Consider the following 15,045-nt stretch of genomic DNA (forward strand, 5'->3'; position numbering starts at 1 on the left):
TTTTGAGACACGCGAAAGATACCATAGATAACAAATGCTTGATGACTCAGCCGGTCTGGTTCCCGAGGAAGACCCTGGCAAACGCCTTCAAATCGGGCGCCGCAGCATTGGGATCAAAATACTGCCTGTCAAAGTCTTGCATGTGTTTGAGTCGACTGGATGAAGGGCCGTCGCGGCGCAGGATGGCAGAAGCCGCTTGCCGCAGCCTGTCTGCGCGGCCAGCCCTGGCACTGCGTCGCAATTCCCGGGCCAACGGATCAAAAACCCCAAAGCGACGCAGTGCCCTTGAAACGGCCAGTTTGTGACCGGACATTCCAAACCCCAAACCGGCCAAAAAAACTACAATGGCGGTTGCGGCCATTGGCCAACCCAACAGCGTTGCTGCTGGCGCATCTGCCTCTGCGCCGCCAAGGTTTACGTCTTCGATGGCCGTGCCATAGGCAATGCGTTGTGGTGAGATGACAACCTCTCGGGTTTCACGGGCCACGGTATCAAAGTAACTGAATTGCAAGGGTTCAACGATGCCGGATGTGTCGTTTGAAGGGCGTATGGTCCAGCGCCAGAACGCATGGGTGACCGGCCCTTCCGGGGTCAGTTCGACAAGCCGTTTCTCAGGATGCGGGAAGATCAGGGCCGAAGGCGAAGTCAACTCGGGCATGGGCGGGATCATCTCGGGCGTCGCGCCCAGAGCTTCCAGTCGAATGACGCGCAAGACCCCCTCACCCGGCGCAAGTTGATCCGGCGCATTCGACCACTGATCCGAAATCTGCAATTTGCGAACCGGAAACCACCACTCCTTGGTGGCCGGGGCTTGCGCCACCTGAATGGTCAGCGGCTCTGATTGAATCTCGTGTTCGAACCAGTCGTCATTTTCGTCTGTCAGGGTCAACCTGTGCAAAAACGGACCAATTGTAAGCTTGCCTGCCTCGACAGGATAGATCGCCATCCGTCGGGTGAACACTTTGTATTTCCGGCCATTGATCCTTTGTTCCGACCAGCTGTCCGGACCCAGTTGCGCCCAGCTGAACCCATCCAAGCGGGGTTGGATAAGTTCTTCGCGCGTGATGTGCCGACGATAGACACCGCGGATCGTCAACAGCACCATCTCTTGGGTGAACGGAACCGGGGCATTGTCTTCGATGGCAACTTCGATCAACGCCTCGGAGGGCAGCACTGTTTTCGACTGCGCCAAAACCTGCATCGGAAGTGCAATAAGAAGCAGAAACAGCCACTTCATTCCGGGTTCTCCGCTTCCGGAGGCGAAAGACCAAGCTTTTCCCGGCGCTTGTGTTCGTGTGCGATCCGTGCCGCCATGAACTCACCCGGAACATCGGAAAGCTGATTGAGCCAGCGCAGATCGGCAACCATGAACTTGTCATCAAAGATGCGGCGCACGCCCAGTTGCCCGCGACTGTCCAATTCCGCCAGTCCCAGCATCGTGTTCGCGTTCGTGACCTCACTGCCGGTTCCCGCCGCCCGCGCATTCCCGCGCGCGACAAAACTGTCGGCCTTGGGGCCGGATTTCCGTTCGGGGAAAAGGCTCAACGCCTCTGGGGTGATCTGCTGCCCTGCGTAATAGGCGGCCAGCACATCGAAATTCGCCTGGGCATCCAGGTTTCCCCTGGCCATGGCCTGATCATAGGCTTCCAGCGCAGCGGCCAATTGGCCGGTCCGGGCGTAAGCATTGCCGAGGTTGTACTGGTTCCCGGCGTGCTCGAAAGCACTGGCTGCTTTGTCAAAAACGCCCGCACGGTAGAAGGCAACACCTTGCCAGTCAGGGTCGGAAAACAGCTTTGCAGCCATTGGATACAGACCGATTGCCAATGCGACGCGGCCAAAAGGGGCAGCGCCGCCCAGCGCAAAGGCAACGGCAATACAAGTGGCACCTGCAATCGCGAACCACCTCATGCCCCTTCCCTCCAGAACAAAAACAGCAGGGGGAGCAATGCGAAATACAGCAAGTACCGCCCCAGATCATGCCAGAACAGCACCGGATAGTCCGCCCGTATCAAGCGGGTTGCGGCATCATCTGCCAGCCAATTGGCCAGATCATCTGACTGGTCCAAAGTGAAGACAGCGCCACCGCCGAGCGCGGCGTGGGTTTGGATTTGCGCAGTCGTGCGGTGAGCCGACACCAAGGACACGCGCACCCCTCGTGCGGCAAGCAATGCGACCCGCTGCAATGAGGGTGATCCCAGCCCGTCCCCGTCAGTGAACAGGACGACGTCCCCGGCCAGGATGCCCGCCCCTTCCATCCGCTGCAAAGCCAAAGCCAGCGCGCGTTCGGGTCGCGATCCCTTGTCCGGAACGGTCTGTCCATCGATGAGCGACAGCGTTTGACCCAATTGGCGGTGATCGGTGGTCATATCCGTGGCGACATAGGCATCACCCGCGTAAACGATGATGCCGCCGGGGCGGGACCCAAGCGCACTGACACCCAAACGCCCCATGCTCAGCAGTTGCGGCCAGCGGTCGTCTTCCACCACGCTGTCAGATGCATCCACAAGGAACAATACGCCATCCAGATTGCGATAGGTCTGCGCGTCGCGCCGTTCGATTGCCGGGCCGGTCAGGGCAATTGCGACGATCCCCGCGGTCAGAAGCAAGGCGGCGGGTTTGAGCGGGAAGGAGCCGCCTTCGATCAGGCCGATCGCGGCCATCGCCTGGACAAGCTGCGGGTCGGTGATCTTGTCCCAGGCTCCGAACCCTCCGGCACGGGAAAGCAACCACCACCCTGCCCCGCAGATGACAGGCAGCAAAAGCCCCCAGACCGGTCTGAGTAAAGTGACATCCAGCTCAATCATCACGCTTGCCTCCACGCCGCCAACAGGGCAAGTGCGGCCGCCATTGCTGCGGGCCAGGTCCAGAATGATCGGTAGACCTCGGCCGTAAGGCCCGCGCTGTCCGTCGCTTCCAGCCGATCCAAGGCCTGAGTCACGTCGACAAGATCATCGGTGGTTTTGACGCGAAACGCTTCGCCGCCTGAAATTTCGGCAATGGCGCGCAGGGTTGTCGCATCGACGACGCCGCGCTCACCAGGTTCAGCGCTTTGCAGGTCTTTCGGGCCCAGAGCAATCGTATGGACCCGCACCCCCATCTCGGCCGCCAGTTCGGCCACGCCACCGGGGTTCGTGGCGCCCGCGTTGTTCACTCCATCCGACAACAGAATGACGACCCGCGACACCGCCTGGCTGTTGGCCAGGCGCTTCAAAGCAAGGCCCAGACCATCGGATATGTTTGTCGCACGGCCCGAGATACCGATCGTGGCCTCTTGGATCCGTCGCGCGACAGCCTCGGTATCGAAAGTGAAAGGCGTGGCGAAATAGGCTTCGGACCCGAAAACAATCAAGGCCACCCGGTCGCCGGCGCGGCGTCGGGCGAACTCGGATCCAACGCGTGTCACCGCCTGCAAACGGGTGATCTGGCGCCCATCGAGATAAAAATCCTCCCGCACCATCGATCCCGAAAGATCCAGAACAATCGCAAGGTCCCGTCCGGACACTTTCAGGGCGCTGACGGGTTGCAGTTGGCGCGGACCGGACAGTGCAAAAATCATGAGCCCCCAAATGATCCACAAAATCAGGAGGTCCGCCAAAGTCCGGGTCCTGGCCTGAGCCTGTGGGCTGGCCGCCATAAGCATTCCGCCTATGCGGTCCGGAACTGGGAACCCCCGCTCGAAAACCGGCCGCGGCTTGACCAAACGTGTGATGACAAGAGGCAATGGCAGCGCTAACAAGATCCAGGGGTCAGCAAGCTCAAACACGACTAGCGACCTCCTTTTGCAGGGTCGCCAGATCCGGTTCACCACCGGGTCGATAAAGATCACCCGTCAACTCTGCATAACGCGTCGGATTCTGAGCGCGCAGTTTGTGCAATAGAGCCACCCTGCGGCGATCCACGGACCACCCCGGTTGTTCAACAGATCGATCCGGTGGATCCGGCCGCCTGTTTGCTGCGGTCTTGACACTCAGCAACCGCAAGATGGCGACACAGCCGACCGAAGCCAGCGCCGCGATACCAAGAACAGCCGCGAATTCCGCAACCGCCCCACCTGCGGCCTCGGCGGGCAAATGGATATCCCGCAGGCTGGCCAGCATCGTGGCTTCAGAGAGTGCTTTCTCACTCATGCCACATATCTTGCCGCGAAAACCGACGAAATGCGACGAGAGGTTTGTTCGACCGGGTCACTGGCATTCAGGACAAGCGCAGGATGTGTTGCCACCTTCTGAAACGCAAGTTCGCCGGCAGGCTCTGCCCGGGCCAGATAGACCCGCTTTTGCCGCCCATCTGAAAGGCGGATCGGATACCAGCCTCTTGGCATCTCATGCGCTTTGCTTTCAGTCACAAGCAGCAGTCTGGGGGTGCGGCGATGATTGAGCCGGTCCAGCACGTCCGAAAAGCCCTCTCCCTGCTGATCAAAGCCAGACGCGATGATAATCTCGGCGCCCGTCGGCGTCAGGCGCTCAACGCCGGCAAGTGCCTGTTCCAGCGTCCAGCTTTCATCCTCACCTTTTTGCAGCGCGGTCAGACTGCGCGCATGAGCCTGAACCAGGCCACCGATCACGTCCAGCATTCCGCGCGTTTTCCCTCGCAACGGTACGATGACGGGTGCGCCAGGGGTAAGCGCCAACAGACCGACACGCCCGCCGCTTTCAACCATGAACCACCCGATCAGGGTCAAGGCTTCGGCGGCAGCGACTGACAGAAACGCCCGCTGGATGCCCCAGAACATCGGCGCACGAAAATCCGCAACCAACAGGGCGACGCGGTCCTGTTCCTCCTGAAACTGCCGGATATGCATACGCCCCGTGCGGGCGGTTGTTCCGCGATCCAAATGACGAATGTCATCCCCGTCCACATATTCGCGTACATCTGCAACCTCGACGCCCTGCCCGCGCTTTCGGGTCAGAAATCCTCCGGGCAGGGCCGTCATTGTCGGGTTGCCACGGTCGGTCAATGCGATATGCCGCAATGCAATCAAGGCCTCGGTCGTCAGGCGAACCCCCGCATGTGCCAGCACCCCCGTCACAGCGGCTCGACCGCATTCAGAATGTCGGCCACCAATTCGCGCGGTCTTTTCCCATCTGCAACGGCTCTCCAGGTCAGCACCATACGATGGGCCAGCGCATCGGGCGCAACAGCGGCGACATCTTCAGGCAGGGCGAAATCCCGGCCCCGCAGATAGGCGCGCGCGCGCGATGCCGAGGCCAGGGCCAATGACCCACGCGGCGAGACAGCGTGTTCAATATATTCGGAAAACGGACCTTCACGGGTCGCAAGCACAAGCCGTACGATATAGTCCCTAAGCTCTGGCGCGACGTGAACCGACTGGGCTTCGGCACGGGCAATCTTCAGCTCCTCAAGCGTCATCCGCTGCGCGTCCGGAGGCCCATTCCGGGTTTCGGCGATGACCAGATCAAGGATCTCACGTTCCGTTTCCAGATCCGGCAATGTCAGTACGACATGCAGCAGAAACCTGTCCAACTGCGCCTCGGGCAAGGGAAAGGTTCCATCATGTTCAATGGGGTTCTGGGTCGCCACGACCAGAAAGGGATCCGGCAGGGCATATGTTTCATTGCCAACCGTAACCTGGTGTTCTGCCATGGCCTCCAGCAAGGCAGACTGCACCTTTGGTGGCGCGCGGTTGATCTCGTCAACCAGCACCAGCGTGTGAAACACCGGCCCCGGAACAAATTCAAAGCGGCCTTCCTGAGGCTGGTAAACTGGTGTTCCGGTCAGATCAGAGGGCATCAGGTCAGGTGTGCATTGAATACGGGCAAAGCCGCCCTCGACAGCGTTTGACAGCCATTTGACCGCCCGTGTCTTCGCCAGCCCGGGCGGACCTTCTACAAGAAGATGGCCACCTTCCAGCAGCGCGATCAAAAGGGAGTCCACCAGATGCGCGTGACCGATAAGCCCCTGCGACAGATACGCGGACAATCCCGCAATGGCGCGTGGCGGGTTTTCAGGCCTCGTATCCATATGTCCTCCCATAGCCTCTGAGGGCGCATTGCCTGCGCTCAGGCTACCCGGAGTCACCCGCCCGACAAAACACGTCAGATGGTATTACCTGGGCACACGAACCGAATTGGTGCAGCCTTCATCAAAAAGGGCTGCAAATCTGGGATTGGCGAGGGTTTCGTCCGCCTGCGCCCATAGCCGATCATATTGGGTGTCAATGTATTCGATAAAGCCGGGGTCTATGGTTTGATCCACCGGGGATTGCGCGACAGCATGCATCATAAAGACGTCAAACGCACAAAGACCGCTTGGGTTCGAAGCCAGCAATGCGCGCATGAAGTCGTGCGAACTCCAAGGCAGGCGCTGCAAGTTTACCGGCGTTTCCTGCAATTTCGACAAGAACCCTGACGATTTGTCATATAACAGGATGTCCATGCCAAAGGTGAAGGACTGAAACAGCTCTTCCAGCAGGATCGATTTGTGAAAATCCCTTTCAAGCTTGCTGGGCCGATCATGCGCCGGTTGTTTCACCACAATATGGGTCCCCTGCCCCCGATGACCAAAAAAGGTCTGTGCCATCGCCGGTGATGTCACCACATAGTTTCGACCCGCAGGCAAACCAAGCTGGTGGAGTTCGCTGAGCCAGTCGATATCTGACGAAAGGTCCCGATTGGGAGGGTACCCGGAATACAATCGCAAAACTACGGTTCGACCGGTTCCACAATCGCGCGCAGATGGGCCAGCGTAGCGCATGGGTGTCGGGTGGCCGAAGCTGTGTTTCAGCAACGCCCGAAAGGTATCAAGAACGACAAGCGTTTGCGGATGTGGTTTTTCACCGACCAGGCACAAGGCTGCACCGGCCTGATCGCGGCCATTGATGTGAACGGGGATCGCCATGTCGCGCCCCAGCATCGTGGACCGCAGTTCATACCCCCATCCTCTTTGTGCAAGTTCGATATAATCGCTCTTTTCTGCACAAAGCGCGCCTGCAAAAGCGACAATCGCCAATACTTGCAACAACAGATACCGCATTCAGCCCCTCTCAAAGTGACGCGCATTCTATCCGGGATACGGGACTCTCGCAAAATTCTTTTAAATCCGCCTGGATGGGAATAACGATCCTTTAAGCCCACCAGCTGAGCAACCTGCTGAACCGGGCAGGTTCCGGGCGTGAATTGATCCTTGCGGATCATGTTAACCAGCTCGATGCCGGCTAGGGCAGATGCAGCTGAAGAGAAAGACCTGAAACCCAACATGGGCCTGATGCGACGTTTGATGACTCGATGGTCCTGTTCCACGATGTTATTCAAACACTTCCGCCTGATCATCTCGATTGGGATCGGGCAGCCAAAACCTTTTCAGCATTTTGTTGATTGCTTTGATACCGGCAGTGTTGGCCCGCTTTTGTCGATGACAATCTTCCGTGGCAAACCGTTCACCTCAAGCGCCCAAGAGAAAAACTCTGTCGCAGCGGTCTTATTGCGGCGCTTAGATAGCATGAGGTCCAGGGTCTTGCCGTGTTTGTTGATGGCCCGATAGAGATAAACCCACTCACCCTTCACTTTCACATAGGTTTCATCCATGCGCCATGAACGATCAGCGGCGCTTTTTGTACCGCGACGCATCCGCTACAAGACCGGCATATTGGTTCACCCATCGGTTCAGAGGTGCGTGATCCAGTTCAACGCCACGTTCCGCCATGATTTCTTCCAGATCCCGGTATGAACACCGTATCAGAGATAGAAGAAAACAGCATACAAAATCCCCTCTTTCGGAAAATGCGCGCCCTTGAATGAGATCGTCATGGTTTGCTCCTGTCATTTTGAGCACGCGCTACCAAAACGACGCTTGATCTGACAGGTGGGAACAGTGTTTGCGAAAGAGCCGAACTGGACTGCAAATGTCCAGGACGGTTGACTAAACCCTTTTAATTGCAGTTTCGATTTGACCACAAAACTTATCAATATCGCGCTCCAGCATATCGCTTTCTCGGGTCTCATCTCTGACTGCGGATAGTTCATCTACAACAGCCCGCGCTTTCTTTTCTGGAGCCGCTTCAGCAATGCGCACCAAAGCTCGAATAAGGGCGGCCGTCACGAGGCCATTGCCCCGAGCGGCGCGTCTTAGAGCTGGCATCGAGTCGTTAAACAACGACTCTGCCGTGATGGATGGGTAAACCACCCGCACGGCTCCGTCGTCATCTCGATACACACCCGTGCAGAGCTTGGACGACCACGCACGGGCCAGAGAGGCCGACAGACGGTCGATGCAGACAATTGCGGTGAACGTGTCGTTGACACCCGGCGACAATGCCCGAAGTGCGATTTCAACGAGAAGATGGACAGAAAAACGGATATCTCCGTTAGGGTCTCGCGCGGGAATCAACGGAGCTGCCGCCGGCACCAGATCATTGAGGTTCTCATCAATATCACCATAAACATTGGCCAAAATGTCCGATGGAACCATAAAGTCACCAGGCTGCACATCAAAAACGACGACTGCTCCTGCTTCTTTGGCCGCATGCACCAGTTCTTCGGTGTTGATCGAGTTCACATATCCGGTGCCCGAAGCCAGAACCGGGCGCTTGTCTCCCTTCTCAGGAATTGCCTCTGAGGATGGAATATCTGCACTGTTTTCGATCGCGGTGCTTACTTGGCGATCCAAGGCTTCAGAAATCCGCGCCGCCTCCTGATCAATGGTTACGCGCGTCGATACTGTATGGACGAAGAGCAGCAGCAATAGAACTGAGACGATCGAATAGATTATGCCAACCACCACGGCTAGGTTCACTGATGTGTCATCGCGTACCAACCACAAGATCATCAAGCTGTATAAAAACGTTGCTCCAAGTGAACCAACTGCAATCTGGTTTACCCTGTCTTCGCCAAAACGCTGCAAGAGCCTGGGGCCAATAGATCCTGCTGCCAAAGTGTAGACCAGCAGAACAATGGAATAGACCATGACCAACGCGGACATGGATGCTGCCGAGATTGCGCTCAGTACATCGCTCGCAGTGCGATTGGAAACGCTGAGCCAATCGGAAGCGGACCAACCCCAACGTACGAGCGCTTGCTCGGTCTTGAAGACAATCCCAGCCACCAAAAGCCCTGAAAGACTTATGGCAGCAGGGATGGTTAGGAACCCGCGAAAGTATCTCACTAATTCTCTGGGTGTTTGCATTCCAGTCCCCATTCACAACACGCGCTTTCTTGACGAACCCTGCTTTACGCGAACCGGTCGGCCGCTTTTTTCAAAGCACTCTGCATGTCATTCCATGCAGCCTCGTAGCCCTCTTTGACGTCTTCCCAGGCCTCGTCGCTGGTCGACTTCAACTCTTTCAGCTGAGCTTCTGCGTCAGACCTTACCTTGTAGAGCATGCTGAGTTGTTCCTCGAGCTCGATCTTGGCATCCGCTTCCGCCACTTTCAGCTTGGCTTCAAGAACATCAATCTGGGCATTCCAACTATCCAGTTGCAGCTGTGCCTTTTTCTCGTACCCAACGCGTGTCATCGTTTTTCCTTTCTTCGCAAACTGTGGTTCAGATCGACGGGAGCCGCCCTCTTGGCCGCAACAATCGCCTTGAGCATCCAGACTGCTTCTTCATGCTTCGCCATCCTGGCGTTCATCAGATCCTCTGTAGCCCCATCGCCATAACGGGCGGCGGTCGCGGCAGTCTCACGCAGGTTCCGGGCAATCGCTTCGTGGTCTGCAACCAATTGTTTGATCATGCCCTCCGCATCTTTGACCGTCTCTTCTTCGGTCAACTTTGCCTGACTAACCATGTCAGTGAACGAAATCGGTGCCACCTGACCCAACGCGCGCACACGCTCGGCCAATTCATCAGCGGCCTCGAACAGGTCACGATACTGACGCTCTGTCAGCTCATGGATCGGCAGGAATAGTGGGCCCACAACGTTCCAATGTGTGCCTTGGGTTTTCACCATCAGGATCATTGTATCGGCCAGTATTTCCGTCACCGCGTTGGCGATCCACGCATTTTTGTCGATGCCTGTATCGTTCGTTTCTTCCTGAACTTCAGACTTCAATACTTGCTGTATCATATTCACTCCGTTTCGTTGCTTATGGAGTAAAAACTAAGGGGGACACAAAAAATTACAAATAAAAACATATACTTATTATGGGTATCCGACGCATCATGGGGTGCTTCATGATCCTGGGTATCCTGCCCCACATGCCAATATTGATGTAGACACGCAGGCCCAATGCCATACATGCTTGGAGTAACTGACGTAAGCTACTGAGGTCATGCCAGTGTCTGATCAAAATCGACCACCAAAGCGCACCGAAAAACTGCAACTGATGCTCGACCTCGAAGAGCTTAAAGTCATCGATGATTGGCGGTTCGAGAACAGACTGCCCTCCAGAGCGGCCGCCATTCGAGAACTCATCCGTCGCGGTCTGATTTCCAATGAGTTTGAAGAACCACCGACTGATGCGCCTTCCGGCGAGTTTCGTGTTGTGGATGAATGACAGGAACATTCACAGAGCCCCGCGCGAAAACCATTTTTGATTAAGGTGATGTTCAATTCTCACCTTCGCGCCGGTAGTTGACCAGCCTAGCGCGCCGCGAACACATTGGGGACGACTAGGAAGGGCTGTCTTCAGAATTAGTTCTTGGCGCCAGACTATCCTTCACATCGGGGCTGGCGCCCAGCCCGCTCTCGGCGTCAGCAAGCGAAATTGCCTCATCTTCACCGACAGCAAGGACGGCAGTTTCAGGCGTAACCACCCTTGCCGGAGCGCTGACGCGAAATGCGGTCTTGTCACTTTCAGGTACGGCTGACTTGGCCATAATCCGCCAGAACGTAAATACAATCATCAGGCAATGCGCTGCCACAGTTGTCATGAACAGGCCCTGTGGCCCTAATCCAGTCATTGCTACACCTGCTATCAGCGGCCCGACAATCGATCCCAGCCCGTAGACCATCAGCAACCCACCTGAAACCTGAATCGAGGTGCCCGGCGTAGCATGGTCGTTCGCGTGCGCAACGATGATTGGATACATCGCAAAAATTGCAGCGCCGAACATCCCGACCAAAGCAAGGTTCATGACGCGCGACTCCGGCGCAAGAAGGACGAAAGCCAGGTCCGAAGCGAGAGCCACACCCGCTGTAAACAGCAAGACTTTACGCCGGTCCATTCGATCACTTGCAAAACCAATCGGGACTTGCGCAAAGGCTCCGGCTAAAACCGGAATACTCGCGAACAAAGCAATTGCAGTAAGTGATAGCCCGACGCGATCCGCATACACCGCAGCAAGCGTCCCAAATGCTGCATTTGAAATACCAACAAGAAAGACCGCGGCAACCGCAACTGGTGAGTTTCGCCACAACGCCGGCAGGTCGAGACGCACAGATGTCAGGGGTGCGGGCGACTCAGAGGTTGACAGGGCTGTTGGTATAAGCGCCAAACAATAGACCATCGCACCAATGGCAAAGAAGATGAAACCTGTTGCATCTCCCAGTGAGATAGCCATCTGACCGGCTGTCACCGCACCCAGGTTAACCATCGTGTAGACGCCAAAGACTGTACCACGCGTATTGGGTTCAACCTTATCGTTGAGCCAGGACTCGACGATCATTGCCGCGCCAGCAAAACAAAATCCTGAAACTGCGCGCGACGGTATCCAAGCCCACGATTCTACTACCACAGCCTGGAAAAGGATCGTTACGGCGGCAAGAGCACACATTACGCCGAAGGTTCGAATATGTCCTACTGCTCCAACAAGCCTTGGTGCAACAAGGCATCCTGCGACATAGCCAACTGCCCACCCCGTTCCCAAAAGGCCCAGAGAGCTGGCGGAAAAACCCTCGAAAGAGCCACGAACGGGAAGTATCAGACCATGGACACCACCTGCGAACAGAAGAAGCCCCGAACCAAGAAGTAACGCTGATATCGGTAAGAGCTGTCGGAACATCGGGTCCAGCCTAATGTCAAACTGAGAAATGAGAAGCTATTTTGCTCGCAATAGCGATTTGGCGAAGGTGATCAAGGCTTTCTGTACAGCAGTTTGGTCAACCTTTGGCAATCTACTTTCGCTACAACCACTTCGAGAGTTTGAATACGACGTAAAGTGCAATTCCGATGGCAACCGACGCCAGTGTCAGCGCCCAAAACGCAAAGGGCGCACTCAAGCCGGGCATGCCAGCAACATTCACGCCAAATAGACCAGTCAGAAATCCAAGTGGCAGAAAGATCGCGGCCACGACAGACAAGAGATAGCCGTTTCGAGCAAGCGCATTCGCGTGTTCGGCGTCCATTTGCTCCTGAAGGGCTGTCAAGCGATCCCGACTTGCGTCCAGTTCCTCAAGTGTACGGCGAGTGCGGTTCGCGGTTTCATTGACCAATACGGATGCGTCGCTGTGAATTACGCTACTTTTCAATGAGGACAAAGCGTCGAGCGCATCGCGTTGCGGGCTGATATAGCGCCGAAGTTTGATCACCGTTTGCCGCAATCGCGCAATGCTCTCTGGTTTGATTTCATTTCCTGAAAGTCCAACCTCTTCGAGAGAGTCTGTCTCGTCTTCAAGTTCAAGGGAAACCGCCTCAATCCGCTTTGTGAGCCCCGCAGCAAGTTCTGCCAAAAATGCACCGACACTTTCCGGCCCCGAACCGCTTTCGGCTCTTAGACGAAAATTGTCTGCTGCCCAGACTTTGCGCACACGGGCAGATACGATAGTTCTTTCTGTGGCCCAGAGCCTTAGTGAAACCATATCCTCCGGAGACGCGTCAGGGTTCAAGTTAACGCCGCGTAGGTTCAGGATGATGCCATCCTCGTGCAGATCACATCGTGGTCGCGTTTCGGATTGAAGCAATGCTTGCGCGGCTATGTTTGGCAGTTGTTCGGATGCCCATTGCCTCAAGCCGCTGTCGGCGAGGTCGAAATGAATCCAGCGGTAGCCGTTTTGCTGCCTTGCGAAGGGTTCTGGCCAATCTGAAGAGACAGGGACTGCTTGGCCCGCTACTATATCAAACGCACAGATGGGAGTGACTGTTTGTGTGTTCATTGGCGATCCTATTTTGCGTCGATTGGGAAGCCAATGCATGCCAAAGACTGCGCGCGGACAATTCCCTTAACTGGACGGACCATAAATGGTTTAGCGACCTATGCCACTATTGGTTACGGGCAGAACAAGGCGCATTGAACACTGAGAATTCCAAAACGCGTTCATCTTATGAAAGGTATCAGGTGAGCGATCAATCCGATGTGTGATGGGTCATTTCCCTCTGCGCTTCCAGTTCAGATTTATCATCGTCGTGAATACGCGCGAGGATTTGCACCGAGTGCACATTGGAAAAGGCCAGAACAAGTTTGATGTGTGTCCCAAGCCCTCTTCAAAAACTCTAAAGCTGAGAACCGATGGGCAGAATACCTAGAAAGCCGGCGACTATGTGATCCCAGGCAGAACCCGTCGGTTCTGAGCTATATTCGAGGACTTTGCCATTTGCGTTCCGTGTGCTCCATTTTAGCTGCCCTGCCTCCTCCAGCGTCACGCGATAGGTATATGCCGACAGTGCTTCGTCCAAAGCGCCTAAGGTTTGAATGGTCAGAGCTGGCGAGTCGATCAAAATGCCCATTTCTGTATTGATGTTGACCGAGCGAGGGTCCCAATTGAACGAACCGATGAACAGATACCGGTCGTCCACAGCAAACGCTTTAGAATGCAGGCCAGACCGAGACTGAGCCCAGTTAATACCACGACGTTGGACCTGATAGGCGTCCGGCCGCAATTCATAAAGCTCAACCCCGCTACGCAGCAATGCTCGGCGTTTCTTTGCGTAGTGCGCGTAGACTGGTGCGACATCGTTTGAAGCCAGTGAGTTGGTTACGACTTTGACGTCGACACCGCGGTTTTCTAGTTCGTTCAACCACCTCACGCCATTGTTGCGTGGCACGAAGTAAGCAGAAACGATATTCACCTCACTTTCAGCGCTTTCGAAATACGGCAACAGTTGCGACGCAAGAATTGGACCTGAGTTCTCAAGCCCCGCGGCCTTGGAAGGTGGATCGACGTAGAGTTTTGCGGGCACCCAATCTAGTGACAGCGCGCCGTCTGCAAAGTTTTCCCTCGCCGATTTTCTCAGGGCCGCGCCGTACCGGGTTTGTTTTGCTTCCTCTACCAATTCACTCAACCTGTTTCTCGCTTCGCTAAGTGTGAAGTCTTCGGGTTCCCCGACAACCACGCGGGCCGGAACAGCGAATTCACTGTTCCAGTATGCGTCAAAGCTCTGCGATACTTCATTCACGACGGGACCGACGGCTAATACGTCCAAATCTGCATAGTTCATTTCTTCCCGTGCCAGAAAGTATTCGGCCCCGATATTGCGACCGCCCACAATCGTGAACACGTTGTCTGCGGTCATCGACTTGTTATGCATTCTGCGATTGATGCGTTTGAAATCCGTTAGTCCGGCAACGACTAGGCCTTGGTCACGCCAGAAAGGATTGAACAGGCGGATTTCAATATTCTCATGGTGATCCAACGCGGCTGTCATCGCGTCATAACCGGATGTATCTATGTCATCCAACAGCAGCCGCACCCGCACGCCTCGATCCGCAGCCTGCAAAAGGCTAGCCGCAAAAAGGTGACCTGTCGGGTCGTTGTGCAAAAGGTAGTATTGAGCGTCAATCGTTCGCTCAGCCGCAGCAGCCAACAAAAGTCGTGACACCAGAGCTTGCTCACCGTCACTGATTAATTTGACGCCTGAACGGCCGTCTTTGGGATCTCCCAGCCGATTGGCTGCTAGAGCCAATTCAGTGGTTGTGGCAGCGGGTAACGAAGTCGTTACCGTTTTTTCATAAATGCGAACTTTAGGAGCGCAAGCGACGAGAACAAGCGTGCAGCAGGCACAAAGAACTATAGTCCATGACTTCATCGGTTTCCTCCAGCAGTCACTCTTAAGTGACTACGCTTGAGGTCACGATTGCAAGTTTGTTCTATAAAACTTCAGGAGGTTTCATCGCATAGTGAGGATTTAACGAAACCTTGGTCGTCATCCTGTCCATTGGGGTCAGGACCCATTGATTTCAGCGGGGTTGCGTGACTCACGGTTCGAAAAACGG

At 55.7% G+C, this 15,045-nt stretch carries 15 protein-coding genes and 1 pseudogene; 1 reads left to right on the forward strand and 15 read right to left on the reverse strand.

Annotated features, from left to right (window positions below; all coding sequences use genetic code 11):
* Nucleotides 1–46: 46 nt before the first annotated feature.
* From GS611_RS15775 to GS611_RS15830, 12 genes and pseudogenes are all read right to left on the reverse strand, one after another.
* The gene (locus GS611_RS15775; RefSeq protein WP_171637198.1) at nucleotides 47–1,237 is read right to left on the reverse strand and encodes a BatD family protein; all 1,191 of its coding nucleotides are present in this window, start codon (nucleotides 1,235–1,237) and stop codon (nucleotides 47–49) included.
* Nucleotides 1,234–1,908, reverse strand: coding sequence for a tetratricopeptide repeat protein (locus GS611_RS15780; RefSeq protein ID WP_171637199.1), 675 nt, complete (start codon nucleotides 1,906–1,908; stop codon nucleotides 1,234–1,236). The genes GS611_RS15775 and GS611_RS15780 overlap by 4 nt, the downstream gene beginning before the upstream one ends.
* Entirely contained in the window at nucleotides 1,905–2,804 is a 900-nt protein-coding gene (locus GS611_RS15785; RefSeq protein WP_171637239.1) for a vWA domain-containing protein, read from the reverse strand. The genes GS611_RS15780 and GS611_RS15785 overlap by 4 nt, the downstream gene beginning before the upstream one ends.
* Nucleotides 2,804–3,556, reverse strand: coding sequence for a VWA domain-containing protein (locus GS611_RS15790; protein WP_245218212.1), 753 nt, complete (start codon nucleotides 3,554–3,556; stop codon nucleotides 2,804–2,806). Before GS611_RS15790 ends, GS611_RS15785 begins: the two co-directional genes overlap by 1 nt.
* A 199-nt stretch (nucleotides 3,557–3,755) precedes the next feature.
* Entirely contained in the window at nucleotides 3,756–4,127 is a 372-nt protein-coding gene (locus GS611_RS15795; RefSeq protein ID WP_171637203.1) for a hypothetical protein, read from the reverse strand.
* Nucleotides 4,124–5,020 (reverse strand): DUF58 domain-containing protein, encoded by an 897-nt coding sequence (locus GS611_RS15800; RefSeq protein ID WP_348539550.1) that lies wholly within the window; start codon nucleotides 5,018–5,020, stop codon nucleotides 4,124–4,126. Before GS611_RS15800 ends, GS611_RS15795 begins: the two co-directional genes overlap by 4 nt.
* Nucleotides 5,021–5,025: 5 nt before the next feature.
* Complete coding sequence (locus tag GS611_RS15805) at nucleotides 5,026–5,982, reverse strand: MoxR family ATPase (RefSeq protein ID WP_171637205.1); 957 nt, start codon at nucleotides 5,980–5,982, stop codon at nucleotides 5,026–5,028.
* An 84-nt stretch (nucleotides 5,983–6,066) separates the two neighbouring features.
* The gene (locus GS611_RS15810; protein WP_171637207.1) at nucleotides 6,067–6,993 is read right to left on the reverse strand and encodes a hypothetical protein; all 927 of its coding nucleotides are present in this window, start codon (nucleotides 6,991–6,993) and stop codon (nucleotides 6,067–6,069) included.
* Nucleotides 6,994–7,151: 158 nt separating this feature from the next.
* Nucleotides 7,152–7,586, reverse strand: a pseudogene (locus GS611_RS15815) (IS6 family transposase); the annotation flags it as partial.
* A gap of 292 nt (nucleotides 7,587–7,878) precedes the next feature.
* Nucleotides 7,879–9,141: a DUF2254 domain-containing protein gene (locus GS611_RS15820; RefSeq protein ID WP_171637210.1), complete on the reverse strand. Its 1,263-nt coding sequence runs from the start codon at nucleotides 9,139–9,141 to the stop codon at nucleotides 7,879–7,881.
* Nucleotides 9,142–9,185: 44 nt separating this feature from the next.
* Nucleotides 9,186–9,470: a coiled coil domain-containing protein gene (locus tag GS611_RS15825; RefSeq protein WP_171637212.1), complete on the reverse strand. Its 285-nt coding sequence runs from the start codon at nucleotides 9,468–9,470 to the stop codon at nucleotides 9,186–9,188.
* A complete protein-coding gene (locus GS611_RS15830; RefSeq protein WP_171637214.1) occupies nucleotides 9,467–10,021 on the reverse strand; it encodes a Dps family protein in 555 nt (184 codons plus the stop codon). The genes GS611_RS15825 and GS611_RS15830 overlap by 4 nt, the downstream gene beginning before the upstream one ends.
* A gap of 211 nt (nucleotides 10,022–10,232) precedes the next feature.
* On the opposite strand from GS611_RS15830, the gene GS611_RS15835 reads away from it, so the two are divergent.
* Complete coding sequence (locus GS611_RS15835; protein ID WP_171636968.1) at nucleotides 10,233–10,451, forward strand: hypothetical protein; 219 nt, start codon at nucleotides 10,233–10,235, stop codon at nucleotides 10,449–10,451.
* A gap of 115 nt (nucleotides 10,452–10,566) precedes the next feature.
* Here the strand turns inward: GS611_RS15835 and GS611_RS15840 are convergent, their stop codons facing one another.
* The 3 genes from GS611_RS15840 to GS611_RS15850 all read right to left on the reverse strand — a co-directional run bounded on the left by GS611_RS15840 (nucleotide 10,567) and on the right by GS611_RS15850 (nucleotide 14,858).
* Nucleotides 10,567–11,898 (reverse strand): MFS transporter, encoded by a 1,332-nt coding sequence (locus GS611_RS15840; protein WP_171637216.1) that lies wholly within the window; start codon nucleotides 11,896–11,898, stop codon nucleotides 10,567–10,569.
* 121 nt (nucleotides 11,899–12,019) lie between these two features.
* Nucleotides 12,020–12,988 (reverse strand): zinc transporter ZntB, encoded by a 969-nt coding sequence (locus GS611_RS15845; protein ID WP_171637219.1) that lies wholly within the window; start codon nucleotides 12,986–12,988, stop codon nucleotides 12,020–12,022.
* 337 nt (nucleotides 12,989–13,325) lie between these two features.
* Nucleotides 13,326–14,858: a phospholipase D family protein gene (locus tag GS611_RS15850; RefSeq protein ID WP_171637221.1), complete on the reverse strand. Its 1,533-nt coding sequence runs from the start codon at nucleotides 14,856–14,858 to the stop codon at nucleotides 13,326–13,328.
* Nucleotides 14,859–15,045 lie beyond the last annotated feature (187 nt).

The sequence above is a fragment of the Ruegeria sp. HKCCD6119 genome, assembly GCF_013110585.1.
GTDB lineage: Bacteria > Pseudomonadota > Alphaproteobacteria > Rhodobacterales > Rhodobacteraceae > Ruegeria.

Bases quoted from the DNA above. Each gene is read 5' to 3' on its own strand.
- GS611_RS15775 (WP_171637198.1), bottom strand. From the start codon at position 1,237: ATGAAGTGGCTGTTTCTGCTTCTTATTGCACTTCCGATGCAGGTTTTG.
- GS611_RS15780 (WP_171637199.1), bottom strand. From the start codon at position 1,908: ATGAGGTGGTTCGCGATTGCAGGTGCCACTTGTATTGCCGTTGCCTTT.
- GS611_RS15785 (WP_171637239.1), bottom strand. From the start codon at position 2,804: ATGATTGAGCTGGATGTCACTTTACTCAGACCGGTCTGGGGGCTTTTG.
- GS611_RS15790 (WP_245218212.1), bottom strand. From the start codon at position 3,556: ATGATTTTTGCACTGTCCGGTCCGCGCCAACTGCAACCCGTCAGCGCC.
- GS611_RS15795 (WP_171637203.1), bottom strand. From the start codon at position 4,127: ATGAGTGAGAAAGCACTCTCTGAAGCCACGATGCTGGCCAGCCTGCGG.
- GS611_RS15805 (WP_171637205.1), bottom strand. From the start codon at position 5,982: ATGGATACGAGGCCTGAAAACCCGCCACGCGCCATTGCGGGATTGTCC.
- GS611_RS15810 (WP_171637207.1), bottom strand. From the start codon at position 6,993: ATGCGGTATCTGTTGTTGCAAGTATTGGCGATTGTCGCTTTTGCAGGC.
- GS611_RS15820 (WP_171637210.1), bottom strand. From the start codon at position 9,141: ATGCAAACACCCAGAGAATTAGTGAGATACTTTCGCGGGTTCCTAACC.
- GS611_RS15825 (WP_171637212.1), bottom strand. From the start codon at position 9,470: ATGACACGCGTTGGGTACGAGAAAAAGGCACAGCTGCAACTGGATAGT.
- GS611_RS15830 (WP_171637214.1), bottom strand. From the start codon at position 10,021: ATGATACAGCAAGTATTGAAGTCTGAAGTTCAGGAAGAAACGAACGAT.
- GS611_RS15840 (WP_171637216.1), bottom strand. From the start codon at position 11,898: ATGTTCCGACAGCTCTTACCGATATCAGCGTTACTTCTTGGTTCGGGG.
- GS611_RS15845 (WP_171637219.1), bottom strand. From the start codon at position 12,988: ATGAACACACAAACAGTCACTCCCATCTGTGCGTTTGATATAGTAGCG.
- GS611_RS15850 (WP_171637221.1), bottom strand. From the start codon at position 14,858: ATGAAGTCATGGACTATAGTTCTTTGTGCCTGCTGCACGCTTGTTCTC.